The sequence below is a fragment of the Geobacter sulfurreducens PCA genome, assembly GCF_000007985.2.
Classification (GTDB): domain Bacteria; phylum Desulfobacterota; class Desulfuromonadia; order Geobacterales; family Geobacteraceae; genus Geobacter; species Geobacter sulfurreducens.
The window spans coordinates 1495758-1518040 of sequence record NC_002939.5; the positions used below are offsets into that span (position 1 = coordinate 1495758).

General features: G+C 61.8%; 20 protein-coding genes. 14 read left to right on the forward strand and 6 right to left on the reverse strand.

From position 1 onward, the window contains the following. The first annotated feature begins 207 nt into the window (after positions 1–207). From GS_RS06805 to GS_RS06815, 3 genes are all read left to right on the forward strand, one after another. Positions 208–861: a type IV toxin-antitoxin system AbiEi family antitoxin domain-containing protein gene (locus GS_RS06805; RefSeq protein ID WP_010942017.1), complete on the forward strand. Its 654-nt coding sequence runs from the start codon at positions 208–210 to the stop codon at positions 859–861. After that, complete coding sequence (locus GS_RS06810) at positions 858–1733, forward strand: nucleotidyl transferase AbiEii/AbiGii toxin family protein (RefSeq protein ID WP_235044995.1); 876 nt, start codon at positions 858–860, stop codon at positions 1731–1733. The genes GS_RS06805 and GS_RS06810 overlap by 4 nt, the downstream gene beginning before the upstream one ends. Positions 1734–1910: 177 nt before the next feature. Beyond that, a complete protein-coding gene (locus GS_RS06815) occupies positions 1911–2279 on the forward strand; it encodes an endonuclease domain-containing protein (protein WP_010942019.1) in 369 nt (122 codons plus the stop codon). A gap of 189 nt (positions 2280–2468) precedes the next feature. Here GS_RS06815 and GS_RS06820 read toward each other — a convergent pair whose 3' ends face one another. The 4 genes from GS_RS06820 to GS_RS06835 all read right to left on the reverse strand — a co-directional run bounded on the left by GS_RS06820 (position 2469) and on the right by GS_RS06835 (position 7780). Beyond that, the gene (locus GS_RS06820) at positions 2469–3521 is read right to left on the reverse strand and encodes an aldo/keto reductase (protein WP_010942020.1); all 1053 of its coding nucleotides are present in this window, start codon (positions 3519–3521) and stop codon (positions 2469–2471) included. A 160-nt stretch (positions 3522–3681) separates the two neighbouring features. Then, a complete protein-coding gene (locus GS_RS06825) occupies positions 3682–4779 on the reverse strand; it encodes an NADH:flavin oxidoreductase/NADH oxidase (protein ID WP_010942021.1) in 1098 nt (365 codons plus the stop codon). Between the two features lie 102 nt (positions 4780–4881). After that, positions 4882–5742, reverse strand: a complete 861-nt coding sequence (locus GS_RS06830) for an NAD(P)-dependent oxidoreductase (RefSeq protein WP_010942022.1) — start codon at positions 5740–5742, stop codon at positions 4882–4884. A gap of 412 nt (positions 5743–6154) precedes the next feature. Next, on the reverse strand, positions 6155–7780 hold the full coding sequence (locus GS_RS06835) for a methyl-accepting chemotaxis protein (RefSeq protein ID WP_010942023.1): 1626 nt from the start codon (positions 7778–7780) through the stop codon (positions 6155–6157). A 587-nt stretch (positions 7781–8367) separates the two neighbouring features. On the opposite strand from GS_RS06835, the gene GS_RS06840 reads away from it, so the two are divergent. Further along, positions 8368–9042 carry a methyltransferase gene (locus GS_RS06840; protein ID WP_010942024.1) on the forward strand — a complete coding sequence of 225 codons (675 nt, stop codon included), beginning with the start codon at positions 8368–8370 and terminating at the stop codon, positions 9040–9042. Here the strand turns inward: GS_RS06840 and GS_RS06845 are convergent. Continuing rightward, complete coding sequence (locus tag GS_RS06845) at positions 9026–9847, reverse strand: DUF169 domain-containing protein (RefSeq protein WP_010942025.1); 822 nt, start codon at positions 9845–9847, stop codon at positions 9026–9028. The two genes, GS_RS06840 and GS_RS06845, sit on opposite strands and share 17 nt — an antisense overlap. Positions 9848–9940: 93 nt before the next feature. Continuing rightward, entirely contained in the window at positions 9941–10723 is a 783-nt protein-coding gene (locus tag GS_RS06850; protein ID WP_010942026.1) for an enoyl-CoA hydratase-related protein, read from the reverse strand. A gap of 243 nt (positions 10724–10966) precedes the next feature. On the opposite strand from GS_RS06850, the gene GS_RS06855 reads away from it, so the two are divergent. The 10 genes from GS_RS06855 to cas7e all read left to right on the forward strand — a co-directional run bounded on the left by GS_RS06855 (position 10967) and on the right by cas7e (position 22281). Further along, on the forward strand, positions 10967–11998 hold the full coding sequence (locus tag GS_RS06855; RefSeq protein ID WP_010942027.1) for a serine hydrolase domain-containing protein: 1032 nt from the start codon (positions 10967–10969) through the stop codon (positions 11996–11998). Between the two features lie 161 nt (positions 11999–12159). After that, positions 12160–12591 carry a Fur family transcriptional regulator gene (locus tag GS_RS06860; RefSeq protein WP_010942028.1) on the forward strand — a complete coding sequence of 144 codons (432 nt, stop codon included), beginning with the start codon at positions 12160–12162 and terminating at the stop codon, positions 12589–12591. Between the two features lie 249 nt (positions 12592–12840). After that, on the forward strand, positions 12841–14826 hold the full coding sequence (gene feoB / locus GS_RS06865) for a ferrous iron transport protein B (RefSeq protein ID WP_235045027.1): 1986 nt from the start codon (positions 12841–12843) through the stop codon (positions 14824–14826). Continuing rightward, complete coding sequence (locus GS_RS17575) at positions 14823–15005, forward strand: hypothetical protein (protein WP_010942030.1); 183 nt, start codon at positions 14823–14825, stop codon at positions 15003–15005. Before feoB ends, GS_RS17575 begins: the two co-directional genes overlap by 4 nt. Before the next feature lie 33 nt (positions 15006–15038). Further along, complete coding sequence (locus GS_RS06875) at positions 15039–15683, forward strand: metal-dependent transcriptional regulator (RefSeq protein ID WP_010942031.1); 645 nt, start codon at positions 15039–15041, stop codon at positions 15681–15683. A 254-nt stretch (positions 15684–15937) separates the two neighbouring features. After that, the gene (locus tag GS_RS06880) at positions 15938–16483 is read left to right on the forward strand and encodes a 3'-5' exonuclease (protein ID WP_010942032.1); all 546 of its coding nucleotides are present in this window, start codon (positions 15938–15940) and stop codon (positions 16481–16483) included. A gap of 80 nt (positions 16484–16563) precedes the next feature. Then, a complete protein-coding gene (cas3, locus tag GS_RS06885) occupies positions 16564–19215 on the forward strand; it encodes a CRISPR-associated helicase/endonuclease Cas3 (RefSeq protein ID WP_010942033.1) in 2652 nt (883 codons plus the stop codon). Continuing rightward, positions 19212–20732, forward strand: coding sequence for a type I-E CRISPR-associated protein Cse1/CasA (gene casA / locus GS_RS06890; protein ID WP_010942034.1), 1521 nt, complete (start codon positions 19212–19214; stop codon positions 20730–20732). Before cas3 ends, casA begins: the two co-directional genes overlap by 4 nt. Next, a complete protein-coding gene (gene casB, locus GS_RS06895; protein WP_010942035.1) occupies positions 20716–21159 on the forward strand; it encodes a type I-E CRISPR-associated protein Cse2/CasB in 444 nt (147 codons plus the stop codon). The genes casA and casB overlap by 17 nt, the downstream gene beginning before the upstream one ends. A gap of 27 nt (positions 21160–21186) precedes the next feature. Then, on the forward strand, positions 21187–22281 hold the full coding sequence (gene cas7e / locus GS_RS06900) for a type I-E CRISPR-associated protein Cas7/Cse4/CasC (RefSeq protein ID WP_010942036.1): 1095 nt from the start codon (positions 21187–21189) through the stop codon (positions 22279–22281). Positions 22282–22283 lie beyond the last annotated feature (2 nt).

Consider the following 22283-nt stretch of genomic DNA (forward strand, 5'->3'; position numbering starts at 1 on the left):
ATAATCAAGGCGCATTATCGGCCTTAGAAGCACATTTTTGCCGTGAAAAGTGAGGCTGTTAGAAATGGCACGGGCAAATCGGTATCACAAGGGAGGGATGAAATGGTCATGCAAAAATAGCTTATAGTTGCATAGTATGTCCAAAAATAATGGACATACTATGTTGTAAATTGTTATATTGTTGCCATCACACCGGAGATGGTGATCATGACGAACGCCCTGTTGCTCAAAAGCATCCCCTATGAGGAGTTTGACTACCAGACCCTGCTGGATGTCGTTCATGGGTATGCCCGGCCACGGATGAAGATTTCCGCGATGCTGGCAAAGGGCGATATCATCCGGGTCAAGAAGGGGCTCTACATCCTCGGCGAACCTCTGCGCCGTCGGCCTTTCTGCCGGGAACTGCTCGCCAATCTCGTCTATGGCCCATCCTATATTTCTCTTGAATACGCCTTGCACTATCACGGCCTGACCCCGGAGCGGGTCGAGGCGGTGACTTCGGTTACCTGCGGGCGGTCACGGACCTTCGCTACCCCGGTCGGCACCTTTTCCTATCGAATGATCCCGCTGGAAGCCTTTCGCACCGGCATGGACCGCGTTGAGTTGGATGATGGCCGCTCCTTCCTCGTGGCCATTCCGGAAAAGGCGCTGGCCGACCGGATCGTTGCCGACCGGGGCGCCGGCATCTCCACCCAGAAAGAGCTGCACGAGTACCTGCTGTCCAGCCTGCGCATCGATCCCGGCGGTCTCCGTGAACTCGATCCGGTCCGTGTTGCGGAGATCGCCCGTGCGTACCGCTCCCGCAGAGTAAAACTATTGGCCGATCTGATCAGCCGCCTGCACAGAAGAGGGGGACGATGATGCACGAGGCCGTGGCCCGCATGCTTGCCAAATACGAACCAAAGAGCGTTGACGACTCGGTCAGGGCTCTGCGGGAGATTATCCAGGAGGTGGCGCTGCTCGGACTCTGGCGGTCGAAGTTTTTCGAGCATGCCGCGTTTTACGGCGGCACTGCTCTGCGTATCCTGTACGGACTCGACCGGTTCTCCGAGAATCTGGATTTTTCGCTGCTGGAACCGTCGCCTGATTTCAATCTTGCGCGTTATACGGCATCACTTGAGGAGGAATTGTCGGCCTTCGGCTTCAACGTCCGGGTGGAGATGGTCGGCAAGGCCGTGGAATCGGCGGTTCAGTCTGCGTTTCTCAAAGCCAACACCCGTAACGAACTCCTGGTCATCGAGACCGGTGGAGAGCTTGCCGGTCAGGTTGCCGCCGGCCAGGTGCTGAAGGTGAAGATCGAGGTGGATACGGACCCGCCGACCGGGTTTACCACCTCGACCCGTTATCTGCTGCAACCGATACCCTTTGCCGTTCGGAGCTATTCGCTCCCGGACCTGTTTGCCGGCAAGATGCATGCGCTCCTCTTCCGCAGGTGGAAAAACCGGGTCAAGGGGCGCGACTGGTATGATTTCGTCTGGTATGCTGCCAACCATCCGCAGCTTAATCTTGCCCACCTCGAGCAGCGGATGCGCCAGACCGGCCATTGGAGCGGGGATCTGCCACTTTCTGCTGCCGCGTTCAGAGAGTTGCTGTCCGATAGCATCGACCGGCTTGATGTCGATCAGGCACGCAACGACGTGGCACCGTTCGTCAAGGATCAACAGGCGCTCGCTCTCTGGTCCCATGACTTTTTCCGGGATGTTGCGAGACGCGTTCAGACTGATGAAGGATGAACTCGGCAATCTCAAGGAGTGAAGGACATACCCGGCGAATCAAGACCGAACGCAACGGTTGCTGACGCCGGGAGAAGTATCTGGTCGAGTATCGCAGAGAATGGCGGTTATGACCCCCCTCAATCCCCCCTATTCCATAGGGGGGAAGCGAACGACGAGAGCAGGGGGGTGGTGTCCATGAAAACCTACACCAAGGCTTTGATACCGCGTGCACGGGACATGCGCTCGAACATGACGGAGCCGGAAAAGCGGATGTGGTATCAGTGTTTGAAGCACCTGCCGCTACGTTTCCGCCGTCAACGCCCTGTTGGTCCCTACATTGTCGATTTCTACTGCGCCGAGCTGAAACTGGTCATCGAAATTGACGGTGCCAGTCATGCCACCGACGAAGGGATTGTGTACGATGCGGGACGGACGGCTTTTCTTGAAGGGCTTGGCTTGCGGGTTATTCGATTCGGAAATCATGAAGTCATGAACAACATTGAAGGCGTATTCGAGAGCTTGCAAAAAGAAGTGCGACCCCCCTCAATCCCCCCTATTCCATAGGGGGGAAGCGAACGGCGAGAGCAGGGAGGCAAAATCCCCCTTGTGCAACAGGGGGGACGGCGAGCGAAGCGAAGCAGGGGGGTCTCGACACACCATCCTGCCGGCCGACGAGAACGCATACGGTGCCGCAAGTGAGCATTTTGTCCGGCAGCCGGCTTGTTTCAGCAGCTTGTCGCCATGATTCGTCAGTTACGAAGATTTACCACCTGCAAATCCCCCCTGACTCCCCGCCACATGCCCCCGGTACATCGCATAATTCGCCTTGAGAATGTCGCTGATCGGCAATTCGTACGGACAGCGCGCGATGCATGCCCCGCATTCGGTGCAGAGGGGCACCGTTTCCATGGCTTTGCTGCAGAATTCCGCCGCAACGGCCGGCGACATGCGCGAGGCAACGATCGGGTAGCCCATGGCCGGGGTGATCATCACCCCCTGGGGGCAGGGCTGGCAGTATTCGCAGCGGCGGCAGAACCGTTTGCCCAGTTCGCGGCGGTACTGTTCCATGATTGCCAGGTCCTGCTCGGTGACGACGTTGTCGCGTTCGTAAAATGAAAGGACTTCGTCCACCTGGGCGCAGGACTCGAATCCCGGGATCGGGAAGATGCCGTCGTGGCTGCGGAGGTAGGTAAAGGCCACGGCGGCATTGTCGATCACGCCGCCCCCGAACGGTTTCATGCAGATGAAGGCCATGCCCGCGTCGCGGGCCGCGCCGAGCAGTTCATCCTTGGCCCCTTCCTCGATCAGGTTGAAGGGGAACTGGATCGTGTCGAACAGGCCGGTGCGGACCAGCTTGAGGGCCATCTCCAGGTTATGGGAGGTGACCCCCACGTGCCTGACCTTGCCGGCGGCCTTGGCGGCCATGGCCGCTTCCAGCGCGCCCGACGGGCCCGTGACCTCGGCCCAGTCCTTTTCCTGGGCGATCTGGTGCAGCTGGTAGAGGTCCAGGTAATCGGTGCCCAGCTTCCGGAGGCTGTTCTCCACGTGGCCGGTTACGCCCTCGGCGCTCCGCAGCAGGCTCTTGGTGGCGATGACCAGCTTGTGGCGGATGCCGGCAAAGGCGATCCCCATCTTCTCTTCGCTGTCGCGATAGGCGTTGGCCGTGTCGAAGAAGGTGATCCCCCGGTCGAAGGCGTGCCGGAGGACCCGGACCGCTTCGTCCTGGGGCAGGCGGATGATGGGGATGCAGCCGAAGCCGCATTCCGAAACGGTCAGCCCGGTCGAACCGAGCGGCAGGTATTTCATCGGGTCACCTCGAACTAAGGACCAGGTTTGTGCAACAGGTGGCGAGGAGGGCTGAACGCCCGGCACCCGCGAGCGGGGAAGCGAGGCGCGCCTGTTGGCACGTTGAGTTGTTGGGCAGGCGGCAACCGGCCCTGCGGTAGTTTCGCGTGCGGTTCACGGCTCAGTCCTTCGGCAGATAGGCCGGTGTATTGTGCGGCGCGGCCCGGACATACTGGGCGGGCCAGGGGGACTGATGCCCCAACTCCCGGGCCGCCCTGAGGGGCCAGTAGGGATCGCGCAGCAGCTCCCGGGCCAGCAGCACCAGGTCGGCCTGGCCGGAGCGGATGATGTGGTCCGCCTGGGCCGGTGCCGTGATCTGGCCCACCGACCCGGTCCTGCCGCCGGTCTCCCGCCTGATCCGCTCGGCAAACTGGGTCTGGTAGCCGGCGCCCAGGGGAATCCGGGCATGGGGGGCGCTGCCGCCGGACGAGCAGTCGATCAGATCGACCCCCAGCGGCAGGAGCCGGCGCACCAGTTCCACCGACTGCTCGATGTCCCAGCCCCCGTCGACCCAGTCGGTGGCCGAGATCCTGACCCAGAGCGGCAGGTGCTCGGGCCAGACTTCCCTGACCGCGGTAACGACGGTCCGGAGCAGCCGGGTGCGGTTTTCGAAGCTGCCGCCGTACTGGTCGGTGCGCTGGTTGCTGAGGGGCGAGAGGAACTGGTGCAGCAGGTAGCCGTGGGCCGCGTGGATCTCGGCGATCTGGAACCCGGCCAGCAGGGAGCGGCGGGCCGCGTCCACGAAGGCCGCCGTGATGGCGTCGATCTCCCCGGTGCTCAGTTCCTGCGGTACGATGCACCCCTCGTCAAAGGGGATGGGGCTGGGGGCCACGATGGGCCAGCCTCCTTCGGCCCCGGACAGGGTGGCGGTCCGCTGTTCCCACGGGGCCGGGGTGCTCGCCTTGCGGCCGGCATGGGCCAGCTGAATGCCGGCGGTGCTGCCGCGCTGGGTGATGAAGTGGACGATGCGGGCCAGAAATTCGATGTGCTCGTCGCGCCAGATGCCGAGGTCCCGGGGACTGATCCGCCCCTGGGGGGTGACGGCGGTGGCCTCGGTCAGCACCAGGCCGGCGCCGCCGGCCGCGCGGCTGCCCAGGTGGACCAGGTGCCAGTCGTTGGCAAAGCCGTCTTCGCTGGAATACATGCACATGGGGGATACGGCGATGCGGTTGGGCAGGGTCAGGCTGCGTATGGTCAAGGGTTCGAAGAGATGTGACATGGCGTGCCTCCTTGGCTGGTGGTTCATGGGTCCGGTGCCCTGGTTACAGCATAGCACCGAATTCACCGTTGCGAACCGGGAGCTGCCCCGGCAGGAATGGCGCTACTCCAGCACCCGGAATACCGCCGCGAAATCCTCGTCGGCATGGCCAGCGGCGCGGGCGCGCTTGAAACTCTCGTTGGCCGTGGCCGCGCCGTGGAGCGGCTGGCCGAGCCGGTCGCCCAGCTCGACGGCCAGGCGCAGGTCCTTCTGCATGTGCTTGAGGGGGAAGCTGGTCGGGAATTCACCGCTCAGGAGCATCTGCCCCTTGCCCTTGAACATGGGGTTGGCCATTGCCCCGGCATCGAGCACCTCCAGCAGCTGGCCGCCGTCGAGGCCGCAGTTCCGGCCCAGGGCCATCCCTTCGCCCAGGGCCGTCATCATCTGGCCCATGATCATGTTGACCACCAGCTTCATCCGCGCCCCCTGGCCCACCTCGCCCAGGTGGAGGCATTTCTTGCCCAGTGCGGCAAAGGCCGGCCCGGCGTCGGTAAAGAGGCTCTGGTCGCCCGCGGCCAGGATGATCAGGGTGCCGTCCTCGGCCGGCTTTTTGGTGCCCGAGACCGGGGCTTCCAGGAACCGTCCCCCCCGCGCGGTCACAGCCGCGCCGATGGCGGTGCTGGTTTCGTCGTCCACCGTGGACATGTCGATGTAGCCGCGGCCGCCGCCGATCCCCTCCAGCACCCCGTTGGCCCCGAAGCAGACCTCCCTCGCCGCGGCCGGGTCGGCCAGCATGGCAATGGTGATGTCGCAGGCGGCGCAGACCTCAGCGGGGCTCGATGCCTGCCGGGCGCCCAGGGCGACCAGGGGGGCGCACTTGGCGGGATTGCGGTTCCAGACGGTAACGTCGAATCCAGCCCGCACCAGGTTGGCCGCCATGGGGCCTCCCATGATGCCGAGCCCGAGAAAGCCGTATGTTGTCATCTGCTGCTCCTTTCCAATCTGGTGTGTTCGTGGTGGTTGCTGGTATGAGGATAGTCCCGACCGGCGTCGAGTTCAAGAGCGGTTCCTGCCGAAATAGTGCCTGATCCTGTCGACGGCCGGAAAATATCCCCGGTTTCAGGCTGAAGTCTGCTACGTTATTTCGGCAGGGCGGAATTCTTTGCGATGACGGCGAGAGGTGGCGACTATAGACAGCAGGATGGTGAAGATGATGCAGCGGGAGCGGTTGGCCGGGTTGATCGGGGCGCTGGCGGCGACGGAAAGGGGCGTCCACTCGCTGCCGGAGGAGTAAGCGTGGCGGGGCAGGGGGGCGGTTGTCCGCCCGGGACGGCTGCGGGAGGCAGGCCGGCGGATGCGGAGCGGGAGTGCCGCCGCATCCGCCGGGCCGTTGCGATCATGCGATCCTGAAGTTCCCCACCACGTTCTGGAGCTGATGGGCCTGCTGGGCCAGCTGGGCCGCGGCGGCGGAGACCTCCTCGGCGCCCCGGGCGGTCTGCTGGACCACGTCGGAGATCTGCTGGATGTTGGAGGTGATCTCGCCGGTGGTGGCGGTCTGCTCTTCGGCGGCGGTGGCGATCTGGTTTATCTGCATGGTCACGTCGTTGATCCGGTCCAGGATCTCGGCCAGGGCCTGGCCCGACTTGTGGGAGGTGACGGAACCCTTTTCAACCTCGCCGACCCCTTCTTCCATGGCCTGGACGGCGGCCTTGGTCTCGTTCTGAATGGCCTTGATCATGCCGCTGATCTCTTTGGTGGCCTTGGTGGTGCGTTCGGCCAGGGCCCGTACCTCGTCGGCCACCACGGCGAAGCCGCGTCCCTGCTCGCCGGCGCGGGCCGCCTCGATGGCGGCGTTGAGGGCCAGCAGGTTGGTCTGGTCGGCGATGTCCTCGATGGTGCCGATGATCTCCCCGATCTGCTCGGAGCGGCGGCCCAGGGCATCCACGGTGCCGGCGGTCTGCTTGACCCGCTCGGCAATGACCACCATCCCGCTGTTGGTTTCCTGAACGACGGCGGAACCGTTGGACGCGGTGACGCTGGTTTCGCGGGAGCTTTCCGCGGCCAGGGTACAGTTCTGGGCGATGTCCCGGCTGGTGGACGACATCTCCTCGCTGGCCGTGGCCACGGCACCCACCTGGCTGGCAACCTCCTCCGAACCGGTGGCGATCTGCTCGGAGGTGGCGTGGAGCTGGTTGGAGGCGGAGGCAATGCCGTGGGAGATGCTGATTGCCTCGGCGATCAGGTGGCGCAGGCTGGTCACCATGTTCCCCATGGCGGCCATGAGCTGGCCGGTCTCGTCCCTGCCGCCAGCCCGGACCTCCACGGTCAGGTCGCCGGCGGCAAGCCGGTTGGCCACCTCGACCCCTTCGGCCAGGGGGCCGGTAATGGAGCGGGTAATGAGCAGGCCGGCGGTGCCGGCGATCAGTACTCCCACGATGATCGCCACCAAGGAGATGGTCCGGCTTGCCCGGTACAATCCGGAGCTGTGGTCGTATTCTTGCTTGGCGATCTTCAACTGGTCGTCCACCAGGCTGCTGAACTTAGCCGACACCGGATCGATGGCCGGGTAGAGCTCGGAAACCGTGAAAGCGGTGAGGGCTTCGGCATCTTCGGCGCTCAGAATCGATGCCAGCCGCTCCAGCGTGGCATCGGCGACCTTGATCAGCGGCTTGGCCTCTTCGAGGTGTTTTTTCTCCTCTTCCGCCAGATTGGTGGCCAGATACGCCTGCAACTTCTCCGCAATGGTCTTTTTCGCCTCTTCGACGCTCTTGCGTCCCTCGGTCCAGGTGATATTGCCGTTGCGCACCTTGTGGGACACGTCCACGATGTTCACCGCGTACATATCTGCAATGATTTTCAGATCCTTCAGGGGGAGCACGCGGTCCCTGTACACCGTGTCCAGACCGTTGTTGGCTGTTCTCGCGGTGTTGAGCCCCAGTGCGCCGATAACGATCAACAGGATCGACATGAAGCCGATCAATCCGTACAGTCTGGTGCCGATTTTCAGGTTCTGCAGCATCATCCGTTACCTCCTTCAGAGTTGAGTCCTTTTGTTCTTCGGCGTCAAACAGCGTTTACTTGAGGACTTTGCAACAAATTTCCGTAAACGGGATGTATTCATATTCTATGTTAATTTTTCTTTGCTAATATTTGTTTCTGCTGGTGTAAAGGGGCCGGGGACCCTCCCTCCGAAAAAACCCCAAGCGTCGCCAGTATCCCTCGCTTCGCCGCCGCAGCCGTGGAGCCGGCTTCCTGCCGCGCCGGTACCCTGCTTTTTTGCGGTGCTTTTTTCTCCGGAAGAGTCTCCGGCCCCTGTGGGGAGTGTGGGTGGAAAAATGAAATGTAAAGGGGTCCGGGGACCCTCCCTCCGAAAAAACCCCAAGCGTCGCCAGTATCCCCCGCTTTGCCGCCGCAGCCGTGGAGCCGGCTTCCTGCCGCACTGGCACCCTGTTTTTTTGCGGTGTTTTTTCTCCGGGAGAATCCCCGGACCCCGTGGGGCACTGGGATTAATTGTGCTCCCAATTCTCAATGTTCCGTGCGATAACTGCACGGGTCGCGAACCCGGCGGACAGGGGACGAACGAGGACGGGAAGGGGAAGGGCTGACACTATGGATCGATCATCACGCAACCGGCTGACGGAGCGGCAGATCCCCCGCTTTGCCGGGGAGACCCTGTTCGACGGCATTGCCCGGGCGGTCTGTCGTGCGGGCTGTCTGCCGCGCAAGGAACTGTACGAGGCGTGGGAGGTGGCGCGGCGGGTGCGCCGGCGTTTCCGAGGCGGGCGGGTTGTGGACCTGGCCTGTGGCCACGGGCTGCTGGCCTGGATCATGCTGCTGCTGGACGACAGCTCCCCCGGCGCACTGGCCGTGGACCGGCGCCTCCCGCCGAGCGCCGCAGGCCTGGCTGCTGTCCTGGAAACGGAGTGGCCGCGCCTGCGGGGGCGCGTCCGGTTGCTGGAGGCGGATCTGGCGGAGGTGGAACTGGGCCGTGACGATCTGGTCGTCTCGGCTCATGCCTGCGGGGGGCTGACGGACCTGGTGCTGGCGCGGGCGGTGGCTGCCGGGGCGCGGGTGGCGGTGCTCCCCTGCTGCCACGATCTGGCCGGGGCCGACCTGGCCGGGCTGCAGGGGTGGCTGGACGGGCCCCTGGCCATGGACGTGCTGCGCGCGACCGGCCTGCGGGAGCGGGGCTACCGCGTCTTTACCCAACAGATACCTGGGGATATCTCGCCCAAAAACCGGCTGCTGCTGGCCGAGCCGGCCTCTTTCAGTCCCTGCCGATGACCGAGCCCCAGGTTTCCCCCTCCAGGAAGCTCCCGGCAACGTTGGCTTCCATCTCCTTGAACCGGGCGAAGGGGATGGTGAAGGTTAGTTTGTCGCTCGCTCCCTGGCTCTTCAGGTAGTTGCGGGCAGAAATGTCGGTCAGGCCGATCAGGCAGCGGGGTGCGGAGGATTGGGCCTCCCGGTACGACATGATTCCCACCACCTGGCAGGCGGCCAGGTACGGGACAGCCACGTTCTCGAAGCCGGGGCGGTCGTAGTTGGCCAGGACCACCAGGGCGGAGAGCTGGTCCGGGGTGACCAGGAAGGTGACCGAGACCGGGGATTCCCGCTCCGGGTCCACCAGGGACAGGGGCTTCATCACCACGTAGGGGGCGGGGACTTCGGTGATGGGCGCTGCGGCCACGAACTTTTCCACCAGTTCCGGGGATTTCTTGTAGCGTTCGCCGTGCAGGAAGTGCTCGACGAATTCGCTGCGGGCTCCGGCGTTCTTCATGGCCTCAGCCATGGCACTGCCGGCCGGGTCCGAGGCGTTGCCGGTGGAGAGGAAACGGCAGAAGCCGGGGATGCCGCCGGGAAACGACTCGTAGGCATTGCCGAAACCCAGGCCGACCCCGCCACCGACGCAGCCATAGGTCTCCCGGTCGAAGGCGCCGGTCTTGCCCCGGCTGGCCGCGGCCAGGAGGAACATGACGCACCCCCAGCTTCCCTTGGCGAACTGCCCGGCGCCTTCCGGCTTCTCATCGGCAAAGAGCACTGCCACCGGTTCCGTTTCCAGTCGAATGGCCTTCCCAATCGCGCTTTCCATTGATCCTCCCGGCCCCGGGCAGCCCGGGGCGATTCGTCGTTCAATCAACATTCAACAGCACTCACTTGACCGGCTTCAGGTTCCATCAGCCGTTCAGCAGTCGCGAAACACGGCGGGGCGCTTCTCCAGAAAGGCGCTCATACCTTCCTTCTGGTCCGCCGTGGAGAAGCTGTGGGCAAAGAGCTCGGCCTCGTAGGCGCATGCCTTGGTCAGTTCCATGTTCAGGCCGTTGTTTACCGCTTCCTTGCAGAGTCCCACGGCAACCATGCCCTTGGCGGCAATGGCGCGGGCCAGCCGCCGGGCCTCCTCCGGCAGTTCTTCCTGGGTCACCACCCGGTTCACCAGTCCGATGCGGTGGGCCTCCCGGGCGTCAATCATCTCGCCGGTAAGGATCATCTCCAGGGCCCGCCCTTTGCCCACCAGCCGGGGAAGCCGCTGGGTGCCCCCGAAGCCGGGGATGATGCCGATGTTGATCTCCGGTTGGCCGAATTTCGCGTTCTCCGAGGCGAGCCGGATGTCGCAGGCCATGGCCAGTTCGCACCCGCCGCCCAGGGCGTAGCCGTTGACCGCCGCGATGAAGGTCTTGGGAGACCGTTCGATGTCGGCATAGATCTGGTGGGCCTGCCGGGCCAGATCCCGCGCCTGGGCCGGTGTCATGTCCCGCATGGCGGCGATGTCGGCGCCCGCCATGAAGGCCTTGGTCCCGGCGCCGGTCAGGATCGCGGCCCGGACCTCGGGGGCGCCGTTCACCCGCCGGACCGCCTCGGCCAGCTCGTCCAGGGTTGCGGGAGTCATGGCGTTCATGGCGCTCGGTCTGTTGATCGTGATGGCGGCGATTCCTTCGCTGATCTCCAGCAGCAGATGGTATCCGTTCATGGTCTCCTCCCGGTTGATGTGGTCGCCCGGCTATGGTAGGTTCAGCAGTGTCCGCCCGATGCCGCGCCGGACGGGACGAATTTCCGCGGTGCCGGCTGTCCGGCGCCGGATGGTGTTTCTATTAGACCTCGCGTCCGGAAATAATCAAGTGATTTATCCCGTTGCGGCCAGGGGCGAGGAGACACCCACCGTCCGGCACCGCGGGCGCCGACGGTTTCCCGGACGCCATGGAGGCATGTAAGCGTGCTTACTCCCGAACAGATGGGCACCCTGCTCGCCGGCCTCCCCGACGGGTGCGGCGCGGCCGCGCTGGCCCTCAGGCGCGGTGACGTTATCCTGCAGGCCGGCGTTAATCTTTCCTCGGACCATTCAACCGGCCCCGGCTCACCGGCGCCCCTGTTTCTGGCCTACAGCTGCACCAAGACCTTCATTGCCGCCCTGGTGCTCCGGTTGGGCGAGGAAGGACGCCTTGCCCTGACGGATCCCGTTTCCCGCTGGTTTCCCGATCTCCCGCACTCCTCCGCCATCACCGTGCGCCACCTGCTCAACCATACCTCGGGCCTGCCCGACTACGGGCCGCTTGCGGCGTACCACCAGGCCGTTCGCCGGACGCCGTCCCGGCCGTGGAATTCCGACGAGTTCCTGGCGCGGACCCTGGCGCAGGGGGTGCTGTTCGAGCCGGGGAAGGGGTGGAGCTACTCGAATATCGGCTATCTGCTGCTCAGGATGATCGTCGAGACGCTGACCGGCGAGCGGCTGGCCGGGTTGCTGGCGGCGCGTTTTTTCCACCCCCTCGGCCTGGGGGACACGTTCGTGCCCGAGACCGTGGCTGATCTTGGGCGGCTGCAGCCGTCCCGATCCGGACTGGTGGCCGAGGAGGGGGCCGTCGATGTCCGCCGCGTCTACCACCCGGGCTGGGTTTCCCACGGTGTTGTCGCCTCGACCCCGGCCGACATGGCCGAGTTCTGCCGCCGCCTGTTCACCGGCGCGGTCCTGTCCCGCGACTCCCTGGCAGCCATGACCACCCTGACCCCGGTGCCGGGTGCGCCGCCACGCTATGGCCGGCCCTGCTACGGTCTCGGTATCATGGCTGACTGCGCATCCCGGTTCGGGATGCTCCTGGGGCACAACGGCGGCGGCCCCGGCTACGGGGCCAGCGTATTCCACGCCCCGGACCACCACGGCGGCCCCCTGACGGTCTGCGCCATGGTCGCGTGCGAGGCGCCGGATCTGGCCGAACGGCTGGTCATGGCCGTTCTGGAGGAAACAGCGTGAGAACCGGCCTTCAGACCTGGGGACGCGAAGTGAATGTGCGACCGTTCGTCGCCCCGGGTCGGGTGAGGCTTCGTTAATCGCTCTCATCTAAGTGATATTTAGTCTTGACGGATCCGGCCGGGCCTTCTATGATGATATTCACTTTCAGTTGAGGGTGGTCCATGAAGCGGGCAAAAAAGCAGATCTTCCATGATTACATCGCCAAGCACGGGCTCAAGTCGACCCGCCAGCGGGATATCATTCTTGATGCCTTCCTCTCCACCGACCGCCACCTGAGCATCGAGGAGCTGTACCTCAAGCTCAGGGCAAAGCACCCGAACATTGGTTACGCCACGGTCTACCGCACCCTCAAGCTGTTCGCGGAATCGGGCATCGCCCGGGAGATGCAGTTCGGCGACGGTCAGACCCGCTACGAGCACGTGACCGAAGGTGAGCACCACGACCACCTGGTCTGTACCGGGTGCGGCGCCATCATCGAGTTCGAGAACGAGGCCATCGAGAAGTTGCAGGACGATGTGGCCGCGGCCCACGACTTCGTCATCACCACCCATAAGCTTGAGTTGTACGGTCTCTGCGCCGCCTGTCGCAAATAGGGCTGATCGTGCCGCGCCGTCCGACGGCCCGGCACTTTTCCCGCGGCGATGTCTGAAAGTGATTTTCACTAGCATAAGAGGCTCATGCAAAACGGTATGAGTTGGCCGGGATTGCAGGCGCAAGCGAGCGAGGACGTGAGGCGTACTCGTTGGTACGTTGAGCTTTTGAGCGAGCGGCAACAGCGCAGCCCGGGCCCGCAGCAGTTGTGCAAGGGCCTCAACTATTCATGAGGAGTTTGATACATGGGAATGTTCGAGCGGAAGCGCTCTCTCCCCGCCGATGGCACTCCGGCCGGCGCCGTCACCAGGAAAGTGGCCCTGGTGGGAAACCCCAACGTGGGGAAAAGCGTCCTGTTCAATGCCCTGACCGGGGCCTATGTGGCGGTTTCCAACTATCCGGGAACTTCGGTGGAGGTTTCCCGGGGGTCCGCCTCCTTCGAAGGTGGCTCCTGGGAGATCATCGACACCCCCGGCATGTACTCGATCTTGCCGATTACCGAAGAGGAGCGGGTTGCCCGTGAGATTCTCCTGACCGAGCGCCCCGACGTGGTACTCCACGTGCTCGACGCCCGAAACCTGGAGCGGATGCTGGTCATGACCCTCCAACTGGTGGAGGCGGGACTGCCGGTGATCCTGGTGGTGAACATCATGGACGAGGCGGAGCGGATGGGACTTGAGATCGACATCCCGCTCCTGCAGGAGAAGCTGGGCATCCCGGTCATCGGCGCCGCCACGGCCAAGAAGCGGGGGCTGCCCGAGATCAGGAAGGCCATCGCCTCCTGCGATGCCGCGCACCACGCCAGTTTCGGCTACAGCCGCCGCCTGGAAGGGGACATCGCCGAGATCGCCGGGCTGCTCAGCGGGGAGTACACCCTTTCCGGCAAATCTCTGGCGCTGCTGCTGCTCCAGCGGGACGAGGAGATCGCTGCTCTGGTGGCCGGCAAGGAGGGGGACCGGGCCGGGGCAATTGCTGAGAAGGTGAGGGAGAAGACCTTCGAGCGCCGGGAATCCTTTCACCTGGACCTGTCCCTGGAGCGCAAGGGGATCGTCAAGGGACTCCTGGCCGGCGTGCTCAGGACCCCGGAAAAGCGCCGGGTCACCGCGGGCGAGCGGCTTTCGTCCTGGGCGGTGCATCCCCTGACCGGCGTGCCGCTGCTGCTGGCGGTGCTCTACTACGGCCTCTACCAGTTCGTGGGGGTCTTCGGGGCCGGCACCCTGGTGGATTTCCTGGAAGGGACCCTGTTCGAGGAGTATTTCAACCCCTGGATCATAGGCGTCGTCAACGGCATCGTGCCCTGGGAGATCATCCGGGAGCTGATCGTGGGTGAGTACGGAATCATCACCCTGGGGCTGCGCTACGCCGTGGGGATCATCCTCCCCATCGTGGCCACCTTTTTCCTGTTCTTCTCGGTGCTGGAGGACAGCGGCTACTTCCCGCGCCTGGCCCTCCTGGTGGACCGGATCTTCAAGAAGTTCGGCCTCACCGGCCGGGCGGTGATCCCCATGGTGCTCGGCTTCGGCTGTGACACCATGGCCACCATGGTCACCCGCACCCTGGAAACCACCCGCGAGCGGATCATCGCCACGGTGCTCCTGACCCTGGCCATCCCCTGTTCGGCCCAGCTGGGGGTCATCATGGCGCTTCTTTCCCAGGCTCCGGGGGCGCTGCTGGTCTGGAGCGTCTGTCTCCTGCTGATCTTCCTGGTGGTGGGGTTCCTGTCGGCCAAAGTGATGCCCGGCGAAACCCCCATGTTCTACATGGAACTGCCTCCCATGCGGCTGCCCCAGCTCTCCAACGTCATGACCAAGACCTACACCCGCATGCAATGGTACTTCATGGAGATCCTGCCGCTCTTTATCCTGGCGTCGGTGCTGCTCTGGCTGGGCAAGATCACCAACTTCTTCGACAAGCTCGTCAACTGGATGGAGCCGGTCATGGCCTTCATCGGCCTTCCCCGCGACGCTGCCGTGGCCTTCATCTTCGGGTTCTTCCGCCGCGATTACGGCGCCGCCGGCCTCTATGACCTCCAGACCAAGGGGCTCATGGACCCGCGCCAGCTGGTGGTGGCGGCCGTGACCCTCACCCTGTTCGTCCCCTGTGTCGCCCAGTTCCTCATGATGAAGAAGGAGCGGGGACTCAAATCGGCCACTCTGATTGCCCTGTTCGTCTCCGTGGTGGCCGTCGGCTCGGGCTGGGCGCTCAACCGCTTCATCCTTTTCACGGGGATCCTGTGATCCGTTGCGGCTATTGCGGTCACGAATTCGCCGAGGAGGAGGGAATCCGCTCCTGCGGCAAATGCGGCAAGCCGGGTGGGTGCCGGATGGTGCGCTGCCCCAAATGCTTTTACGAGAATCCGCCTGAAGCCAAGGCGCCGAAGACGCTCAGGAAAGTGATAGACTTGCTGAAGAAATAACCGGCCCAACCATACATGCAAAGGAGCACCCATATGAAGTTGTCCGACAAGGCAGAAGAAATCCTCGAAGCCCTCTGGATCGCCTGCGAGGAGGAGCGGAAGAGCCATCTGGAGATGGAGGAAATCAAAGTTCCCGCCGCTGATCCGGCTTACGGCGAACTGACCTCGCTGGCTTTCATCGAGGTCAGGGAGGCACGGGTCTACCTCCGCCCCGAGGGGAAGGACGAGGGGAAGCGGACCGTCCGGCGGCACCGCCTTGCCGAGCGGCTCATGATGGACGTACTCAACATCCGGGGCGACCATGCCGAGGACAAGGCCTGCGAGTTCGAGCACCTGCTCCATGAAGGGGTCGACGCCAAGGTCTGCACCATGCTCAACCATCCCGCCACCTGTCCCCACGGCAAGCCGATCCCTCCGGGCGAGTGCTGCGACGAGGCCCGCAGGAGCGGCGACCTGGGGGTGGTCCCCCTCACCGAGCTCAAGGCCGGCGAAGAGGGCGAAATCGCCTACCTGGCCACCGGCGACGACATCAAGATGCGCAAGCTCATGGCCATGGGGGTCCTGCCGGGCAACAACATCGTGCTCATGCAGGTCTTTCCGTCGTACATCTTCCGGGTGGGGTACTCCGAATTCGCCATCGACTCCAACCTGGCGCGGGAGATCTTCGTGAGGAAATAGGAGCAGACCCGCAACACGCTGAAGAAACATCCCTTGAGCAGTACCAGACCGCCCGTGTCGGAGCCATCCGACCGGGCGGTTTTTTTGTGCGTGCGCGGCCAGGCGGCGCACACTAAGGAAAAATACGTGAGAGATCAAGGAATTTCCTGAATTGACGGTATCGGGAAGTAACGATATGAAGGATAGTTCATGGTGAAAGACGCACAAAGATGCATCTTCCGGGAGGCACGCATGCACACAGGCGGTGACATGACATGAAAAATCACCATCTCCAGGCAGCGATCGATGTGGAAACCACCGGCCTTTTCCCGGGATATGGCGACAGGGTCGTCGAAGTGGCTGCCGTCCTTGTGGACGAGGGACAAATCGTCTCGGAATTCAGCAGCCTGATCAGGGTAACAAAGGCGATCCCCCGCCACGTATCCATGATTCACGGCATCACCAACGACATGCTCGCCGACCAGCCGCTGCCGGAAGAGGTCTACCCGGCTCTCGGAGATTTCATCGGCACGGCCCTGCTCGTGGCCCACAACGCCCGGTTCGATCTGGCATTCCTGCGGCACGAGTTCGGCCGGTTGGGATTGTCGCTGAACAGCCGGTCCGCCTGCACCCTGGAACTGGCCCGGCGCAGACTGCCGGAACTGACCGACCACCGCCTGGAAACCGTCTACCAGCACCTGTTCGGAGCCGTCCCCGAAGGGACCAGGTGCCACCGGGCGCTCGACGATGCGCGGCTCACGGCGCGGGTGTGGGGGGAGTTGGGGGGTGGGAAGGCTATGAAAAGTGGTGCTCTGCGGTAGTTGTGACTTGATTTGTCATAATGACATGATACTAACTGAACGCGATGATGGTGGCTTGCTTGGTTGCGTTGGAGGGGGAAATGGAAAGTCTTACTGTCCCGGAGTATGTTTGGTATTGGGGGAAGGCTGAGAAGGATGCAGGCGGTTACCATCTCTTGCCGTACCATTGCCTCGACGTCGCGGCTGTGGCCGCAGTCTGGTGGGATGCGAGTCCGACTATCCGGCGCAGCTTCTCCAGTCATGCGAGTTGCTCCGAGGTTCAGAGCCGCGCCTGGCTGCTCTTCTTTGTCGCATTGCACGATTATGGCAAATTCGATCTGCGCTTCCAACTGAAGGTCAGGGAGGTGTGGGAGAAGCTGCATCCGTTGGCAGGTCAGGGGGCAAGCCTGCCTTCGCAATTTGACATCAACCAATACCAGCACGGCGAGAGCGGCCTCTTCTGGTTCAAGAAAGATTTTTTCGCCTTAAACGGATGCGAGCCCACTGCTGATTCACTTTTTATCGACGATGAACCGCTCCAGTGGTCGAACTGGAAACCGTGGGTCGAAGCGGTGACGGGTCATCATGGCCATGTGAAACAGGCGGAATATGCAAGTGATGCGTCTCTTTCTGTTTCGGTCGACGGCAGATTCGCCGAGATCGATCAAACAGCCCGGAAAGAGTGGCTAAAAGCATTGGAGCAACTTTTCCTGCGACCGGCCGGCCTTTCCCTCGATAACGCTCCGCCTCCTCCATCGCCGCTACTGGCCGGATTCTGTTCCGTGTCAGACTGGCTGGCTTCCCGTTGCGACGACACCAATTTCTCCTTCCATCAGTCACCGCTGTCAATCTCGGACTATTTCACACAAAAATTCTCACAGGACGCTCCTGCCATCCTTGCTTTCTCCGGGCTTAACGGCACAGCCAAGAGCTACGGTGGCATATCCGACCTTCTCCCTGCCATCGCAACGCCTCGTCCACTGCAAACCAAGGTCGATCAGTTACCGCTTCAGGACGGTTTGACCATCATTGAAGCACCGACCGGATCAGGCAAGACCGAAGCTGCCCTTGCCCATGCCTGGCGGTTGCTGGCTACCGGGCAAGCCGATTCGATCATCTTCGCGCTCCCCACGCAGGCCACTGCCAACGCCATGCTGGGCCGACTTGAATCGCTGGCTGAACGTATTTTTACCAACAGCCCGAACCTCTTACTGGCCCATGGCAATGCCCGGTTCAACCGGACCTTCACGGACCTCAAGCGCAGAGGGTATAGCGACGTCGCCGACCCGGACGGCTGGACACAATGTGGGGAATGGCTGGCGGAGAGTCGCAAGCGGGTTTTTCTCGGACAGATCGGAGTCTGCACCATCGATCAGGTCCTGATTTCCGTATTGCCGGTCAAACATCGCTTCGTGCGTGGCCTTGGGGTGGGACGAAGCGTGCTGATCGTGGATGAGGTGCATGCCTACGACGCCTACATGTACGGCCTGCTTGAAGAAGTCTTGCGTCAGCAGCGCCAGTGCGGCGGCTCGGCCATCCTGTTATCGGCCACCCTGCCCGCAACGCTGAAGCAACAACTCGCAGCGGCCTGGGGAGACCAACGCACCGAATGCAACCCATCGGCAGCCTATCCGTTGTTGACTTGGCTCGGAAATGTGGATTTCCCGCCTATTTCGTTGGCTCGCCATGAAACGCCAAAACCGGTCACGGTTGAAATTGAAGCCCTGCGGCTTGAGGGAATGGAACCAGACCAGACCTTGCTCGCTCGCCTTGTCAGGGCTGCAGAGAGTGGCGCGCAGGTTGCGGTGATCTGCAATATGGTCAACGATGCCCAGAGAATCGCCGCTGCCCTGAGAGAGATGACATCCGCTCCGGTCGGCCTCTTTCATGCGCGTTACCGCTTCAAGGATCGGCAAATCAGAGAAAGCGAGGTCATCGACTGTTTCGGTCCCAGCGGCAAACGCGAACAGGGACGCATTCTGGTTGCCACTCAAGTTGTCGAGCAATCTCTCGATCTGGATTTCGATTGGCTGGTCACCCAGTTGTGCCCGGTCGACCTCCTCTTTCAGCGCATGGGGAGACTGCATCGTCATCCACGCGCATCGCGACCTGCTGGGTATGACAAGCCAGTCTGCACTATCCTTCTCCCGTGCGAATGCAATTACGGCTACACCGGGAAAATCTATGCGGATACCCGAGTGCTTTGGCGCACCGAACAGTTGTTGGCTTCCGCATCCGCCGGTCAGGTTACGTTCCCGGCTGCCTATCGGGAATGGATCGAGAGTGCCTATCAAGAGAAGTCTTGGGGTACAGAGCCAGATTTGGTGATTGCAGGGTTCGAGAAGTTCAAGGACAAAACCTGGAGTAAGACTTATAGCGCCAAGGAGATGATTCGGAAGGCATTTGAAATCACCCCCTTTTCGGATTCAGATGAAAATGTCACCGCCGTTACCCGTGACGATGAAATGGGGCTGACGGTGATCCCGGTCATCGATTCGCCAAAGGGGCGGCGCTTCCTCGATGGTGGATTGCTTGGTGATCTGGATGAATTCCGCAGGGCAGAGGAGTTGGCTCTCAACAGTATCAATGTCCCTGCGCGCTGGAGTGGTTGGCTGAAAGCGTTGTGCGAAATTGACGACGAAAGACGATACTGGCTCACCATGACGGAACAAGGAGAGGGGTGCTATGTGCGTGAAGGGGAAAAGGTTGCTTTCAGGTATCACTGCGATACCGGACTGGAGAGGGTGAAATGAATCTGCTGACCGAAGCATGGATACCTGTGCGGCCATTACCGGCCGGTGCGGCGTGCAAACTCACGTTGCGGCAACTGTTGTGCGAGGACGGCCGATGGGAGCTGTGCCTACCGCGCGACGACATGGAACTGGCAGCCCTGCAATTGCTGATCTGCATGACGCAGGTTTTCTTTCCGCCGCAGAGCACTGCCGCGTTGAAACAGCGGATAGTTGCTCCGTTGTCGTTGGATGAGTTTGAGAGCGGTTGTGCGCCCTATCGCGAGTGGTTCCGGCTCGACCATCCCGACTTTCCGTTCATGCAGGTGCGCAACGTCAGCGCCAAGGACCCGACTCCCATGGATAAGTTGCTGGCGGGACTGACGGGGGCGACAAACAGTTGCTTTGTGAACGAACCGGGGTTGGGCGCCTGCTTGTGCGGTGGCTGCGCGGCCATCGCCCTGTTCAACCAGTCATCCAATGCGCCGAGTTTTGGCGGCGGGTTCAAGGGGAGTCTGCGCGGTGGAGCGCCGGTGACAACTCTGGTGCAAGGTGAACATTTGAGGCAAACCGTCTGGCTCAATGTCTTGAGTGAAGAGCGTCTGACACAAATTATCCCGTGGCATCACGCAACACGCAGTCAGCAACCGACCTGGGTTGCACCAATCAAGGCGGGCGAGACAATTCCATCACAAGCAATCGGCGTACTGCGCGGGCTCTTCTGGCAGCCGGGACATCTTGAACTGATGCCGCCGCAGGGAGAACAAGCTTGTATCTGTTGCGGTTTTGTCGAGAAACAGGTTTATGCGGGATTCAACAAGGCAAAGTTTAACTACACCATCGACGGACTCTGGCCCCACCCCCACGGCCCCCGTATCAGTTCGGTGAAGAAGGGAGAGCGGGAAGAAAAATTTGTTTCCTTCACCACCGCAGCCCCGGCTTGGACCCATTTGAGCCGGTTTGTCGTGCAGCGGCAAACGACCAACAGTAAAGAGGAAGGTCAGGAGCCGGCCGCGGTGGTGCGGCAGGCGCAGGGACTACTCAATAAGTTACGCCTGGCAGTCGGTGGCTACCGCAACAATCAGGCATCGATTCTTGAGCGGCGCCACGAACTGATTTTTCTCAATGACGGCTGGAGCGGGCATACAGAGGTGGTGCATGCGCTGGTCGGACAGGCGGTCGGGTATCGCGATGCACTGAATAAGGCGCTTTTTGTATTTTCCACGGGCTTCAAAGAGATCAAGGGAGCCGGCGTTAAGGTTCATGAATTGGCTAAGGAGCAATTCTACCGCCGTAGTGAAGATACGGTTCTCGATACCTTGGCACGCATCGACTTTGAACAAGCAGCCCTGGCATTGCTGGCAATGGGGGATGGGCTCCACGGTATTGTCGTTGGGCTTTTTAATGAGTCGGTCGCACCCTACCGCAACGATCCGGAATTAATCCGTACCACAGCCGTGGCGCGTAAGACACTGTACAAGCATTTAAATGCACTCAAACCACAACGGGATGGAAGGAGGGACGATGGAACGAACGCATGATTTCATGGGCCTCTATCAGGCATGGGAGCGGCTGGCTCCGGGCCCGAGAGCCGAGTTGCGCCGAGTCGAACGCCCGGACGATCTACTGGAAGTGCCGGCTTTTTATCGGCTCTTCAGCGGTCGGGGAACCACGGAGTGGGAAAAGGGAGCCTACCAGAGACTGATCTTCTGCCTGCCGTGCATCAAACACAGCGGCGAGAATATCAGCCTGGGCAGAGCGTTGGCCAAGGGGAGGGGCGTTGGCGAAAAACGTCTTTTTCAGGTTGTGCGCAGCAGCGAGCCCAACGACATGATCCAGTTACGCCGGATTCTGCGTATGGCCGAACCGACCGTGAACTGGGATCTGGCGGCGCGACAACTCTGGTACTGGAATGACCGGAGCAAGCGCGACCTGCTCGAAGATTACTTCCTCAATCACTCGAACTGATTTCAAACATCTATAGGAGATAGTTACATGAAGAACTTCATCAACTTTCACATCCTGATTTCCCACAGTCCCTCCTGCCTTAACCGCGACGATATGAACATGCAGAAATCTGCTGTTTTCGGTGGTGAGCGGCGGGTGCGCGTTTCCAGTCAAAGCCTCAAACGGGCCATCCGAAAGAGTGATTACTATCGTCAGCACCTTGGCGAAGCGAGTGTGCGCACCAAGAAGTTGGACGAACTGATCGCGATCATAAATGATCGTCTGGCCGGACGCTACGATACCGACCTCCTGAAGAAGACTGTTGGGCTGCTGGCCGGCAAGGAGTTAAGTGTCGAGGTTGCGACAGAAGGTGATGCCGTGGCGCCGTGGGCAATCGAAGAGGTGGCATGGTTCTGTGAGCAGGTCAAGAGGATGGTGGCGCAAGGACAGGACGAAAAAGCTCTGGGCAAATTGTTGAAGAATGAAACGGCTGCCATGCGGCAGGCTCTGGCATCCGGTGTTGATATTGCACTTTCCGGCCGCATGGCGACGTCAGGTCTCATGAGTGAACTCGGCAAGGTCGATGGTGCCTTGGCCGTTGCCCATGTCTTGACCACCCACAGCGTTGATGCGGATATCGACTGGTTCACTGCCGTGGATGACTTGCAGGAACTGGGCTCCGGTCATCTCGATACGCAGGAATTTTCCAGCGGGGTCTTTTATCGTTATGCCAGCCTCAACGTGAAGCAGTTGCAGGAAAACCTGGGCAATGCCCCGCGCGAGAAGGCACTGGAGATCGGCGCTCATCTGCTTCACATGCTGGCAACGATTGTCCCTTCAGCCAAACAGCAGAGCTTCGCAGCTCACAACCTGGCCGACCTTGCCCTGGTTTCCTTTTCCGATATCCCGGTATCGCTCGCAAATGCATTCGAAAAACCTGTCCGTAGCGTCAATGGCAGCGGCTTCAAAGAGCCTTCCATTGCTGAACTGCATAACTACTGGCAGCAGATCCATACAGGTTACGGCCTTTCCGAGCGGTGCGGCGAGTTCATCCTCGGTCAGAGTAGCGTCCCTGAAGGGATCACCCGGAAGAGTACTATTGAAGAACTCAAAACCTGGGTGATGAACAACGGAGAGGGGTAACC

What these genes read in the sequence shown, in the direction of transcription:
- casB (WP_010942035.1), top strand. Translation starts at nt 20,716, where the DNA reads ATGGAACGAACGCATGATTTCATGGGCCTCTATCAGGCATGGGAGCGG.
- GS_RS06845 (WP_010942025.1), bottom strand. Translation starts at nt 9,847, where the DNA reads ATGGAAAGCGCGATTGGGAAGGCCATTCGACTGGAAACGGAACCGGTG.
- GS_RS06860 (WP_010942028.1), top strand. Translation starts at nt 12,160, where the DNA reads ATGAAGCGGGCAAAAAAGCAGATCTTCCATGATTACATCGCCAAGCAC.
- cas7e (WP_010942036.1), top strand. Translation starts at nt 21,187, where the DNA reads ATGAAGAACTTCATCAACTTTCACATCCTGATTTCCCACAGTCCCTCC.
- casA (WP_010942034.1), top strand. Translation starts at nt 19,212, where the DNA reads ATGAATCTGCTGACCGAAGCATGGATACCTGTGCGGCCATTACCGGCC.
- cas3 (WP_010942033.1), top strand. Translation starts at nt 16,564, where the DNA reads ATGGAAAGTCTTACTGTCCCGGAGTATGTTTGGTATTGGGGGAAGGCT.
- GS_RS06850 (WP_010942026.1), bottom strand. Translation starts at nt 10,723, where the DNA reads ATGAACGGATACCATCTGCTGCTGGAGATCAGCGAAGGAATCGCCGCC.
- GS_RS06830 (WP_010942022.1), bottom strand. Translation starts at nt 5,742, where the DNA reads ATGACAACATACGGCTTTCTCGGGCTCGGCATCATGGGAGGCCCCATG.
- GS_RS06875 (WP_010942031.1), top strand. Translation starts at nt 15,039, where the DNA reads ATGAAGTTGTCCGACAAGGCAGAAGAAATCCTCGAAGCCCTCTGGATC.
- GS_RS06815 (WP_010942019.1), top strand. Translation starts at nt 1,911, where the DNA reads ATGAAAACCTACACCAAGGCTTTGATACCGCGTGCACGGGACATGCGC.
- feoB (WP_235045027.1), top strand. Translation starts at nt 12,841, where the DNA reads ATGTTCGAGCGGAAGCGCTCTCTCCCCGCCGATGGCACTCCGGCCGGC.
- GS_RS06825 (WP_010942021.1), bottom strand. Translation starts at nt 4,779, where the DNA reads ATGTCACATCTCTTCGAACCCTTGACCATACGCAGCCTGACCCTGCCC.
- GS_RS06840 (WP_010942024.1), top strand. Translation starts at nt 8,368, where the DNA reads ATGGATCGATCATCACGCAACCGGCTGACGGAGCGGCAGATCCCCCGC.
- GS_RS06805 (WP_010942017.1), top strand. Translation starts at nt 208, where the DNA reads ATGACGAACGCCCTGTTGCTCAAAAGCATCCCCTATGAGGAGTTTGAC.
- GS_RS06835 (WP_010942023.1), bottom strand. Translation starts at nt 7,780, where the DNA reads ATGATGCTGCAGAACCTGAAAATCGGCACCAGACTGTACGGATTGATC.
- GS_RS06810 (WP_235044995.1), top strand. Translation starts at nt 858, where the DNA reads ATGATGCACGAGGCCGTGGCCCGCATGCTTGCCAAATACGAACCAAAG.
- GS_RS06880 (WP_010942032.1), top strand. Translation starts at nt 15,938, where the DNA reads ATGAAAAATCACCATCTCCAGGCAGCGATCGATGTGGAAACCACCGGC.
- GS_RS06820 (WP_010942020.1), bottom strand. Translation starts at nt 3,521, where the DNA reads ATGAAATACCTGCCGCTCGGTTCGACCGGGCTGACCGTTTCGGAATGC.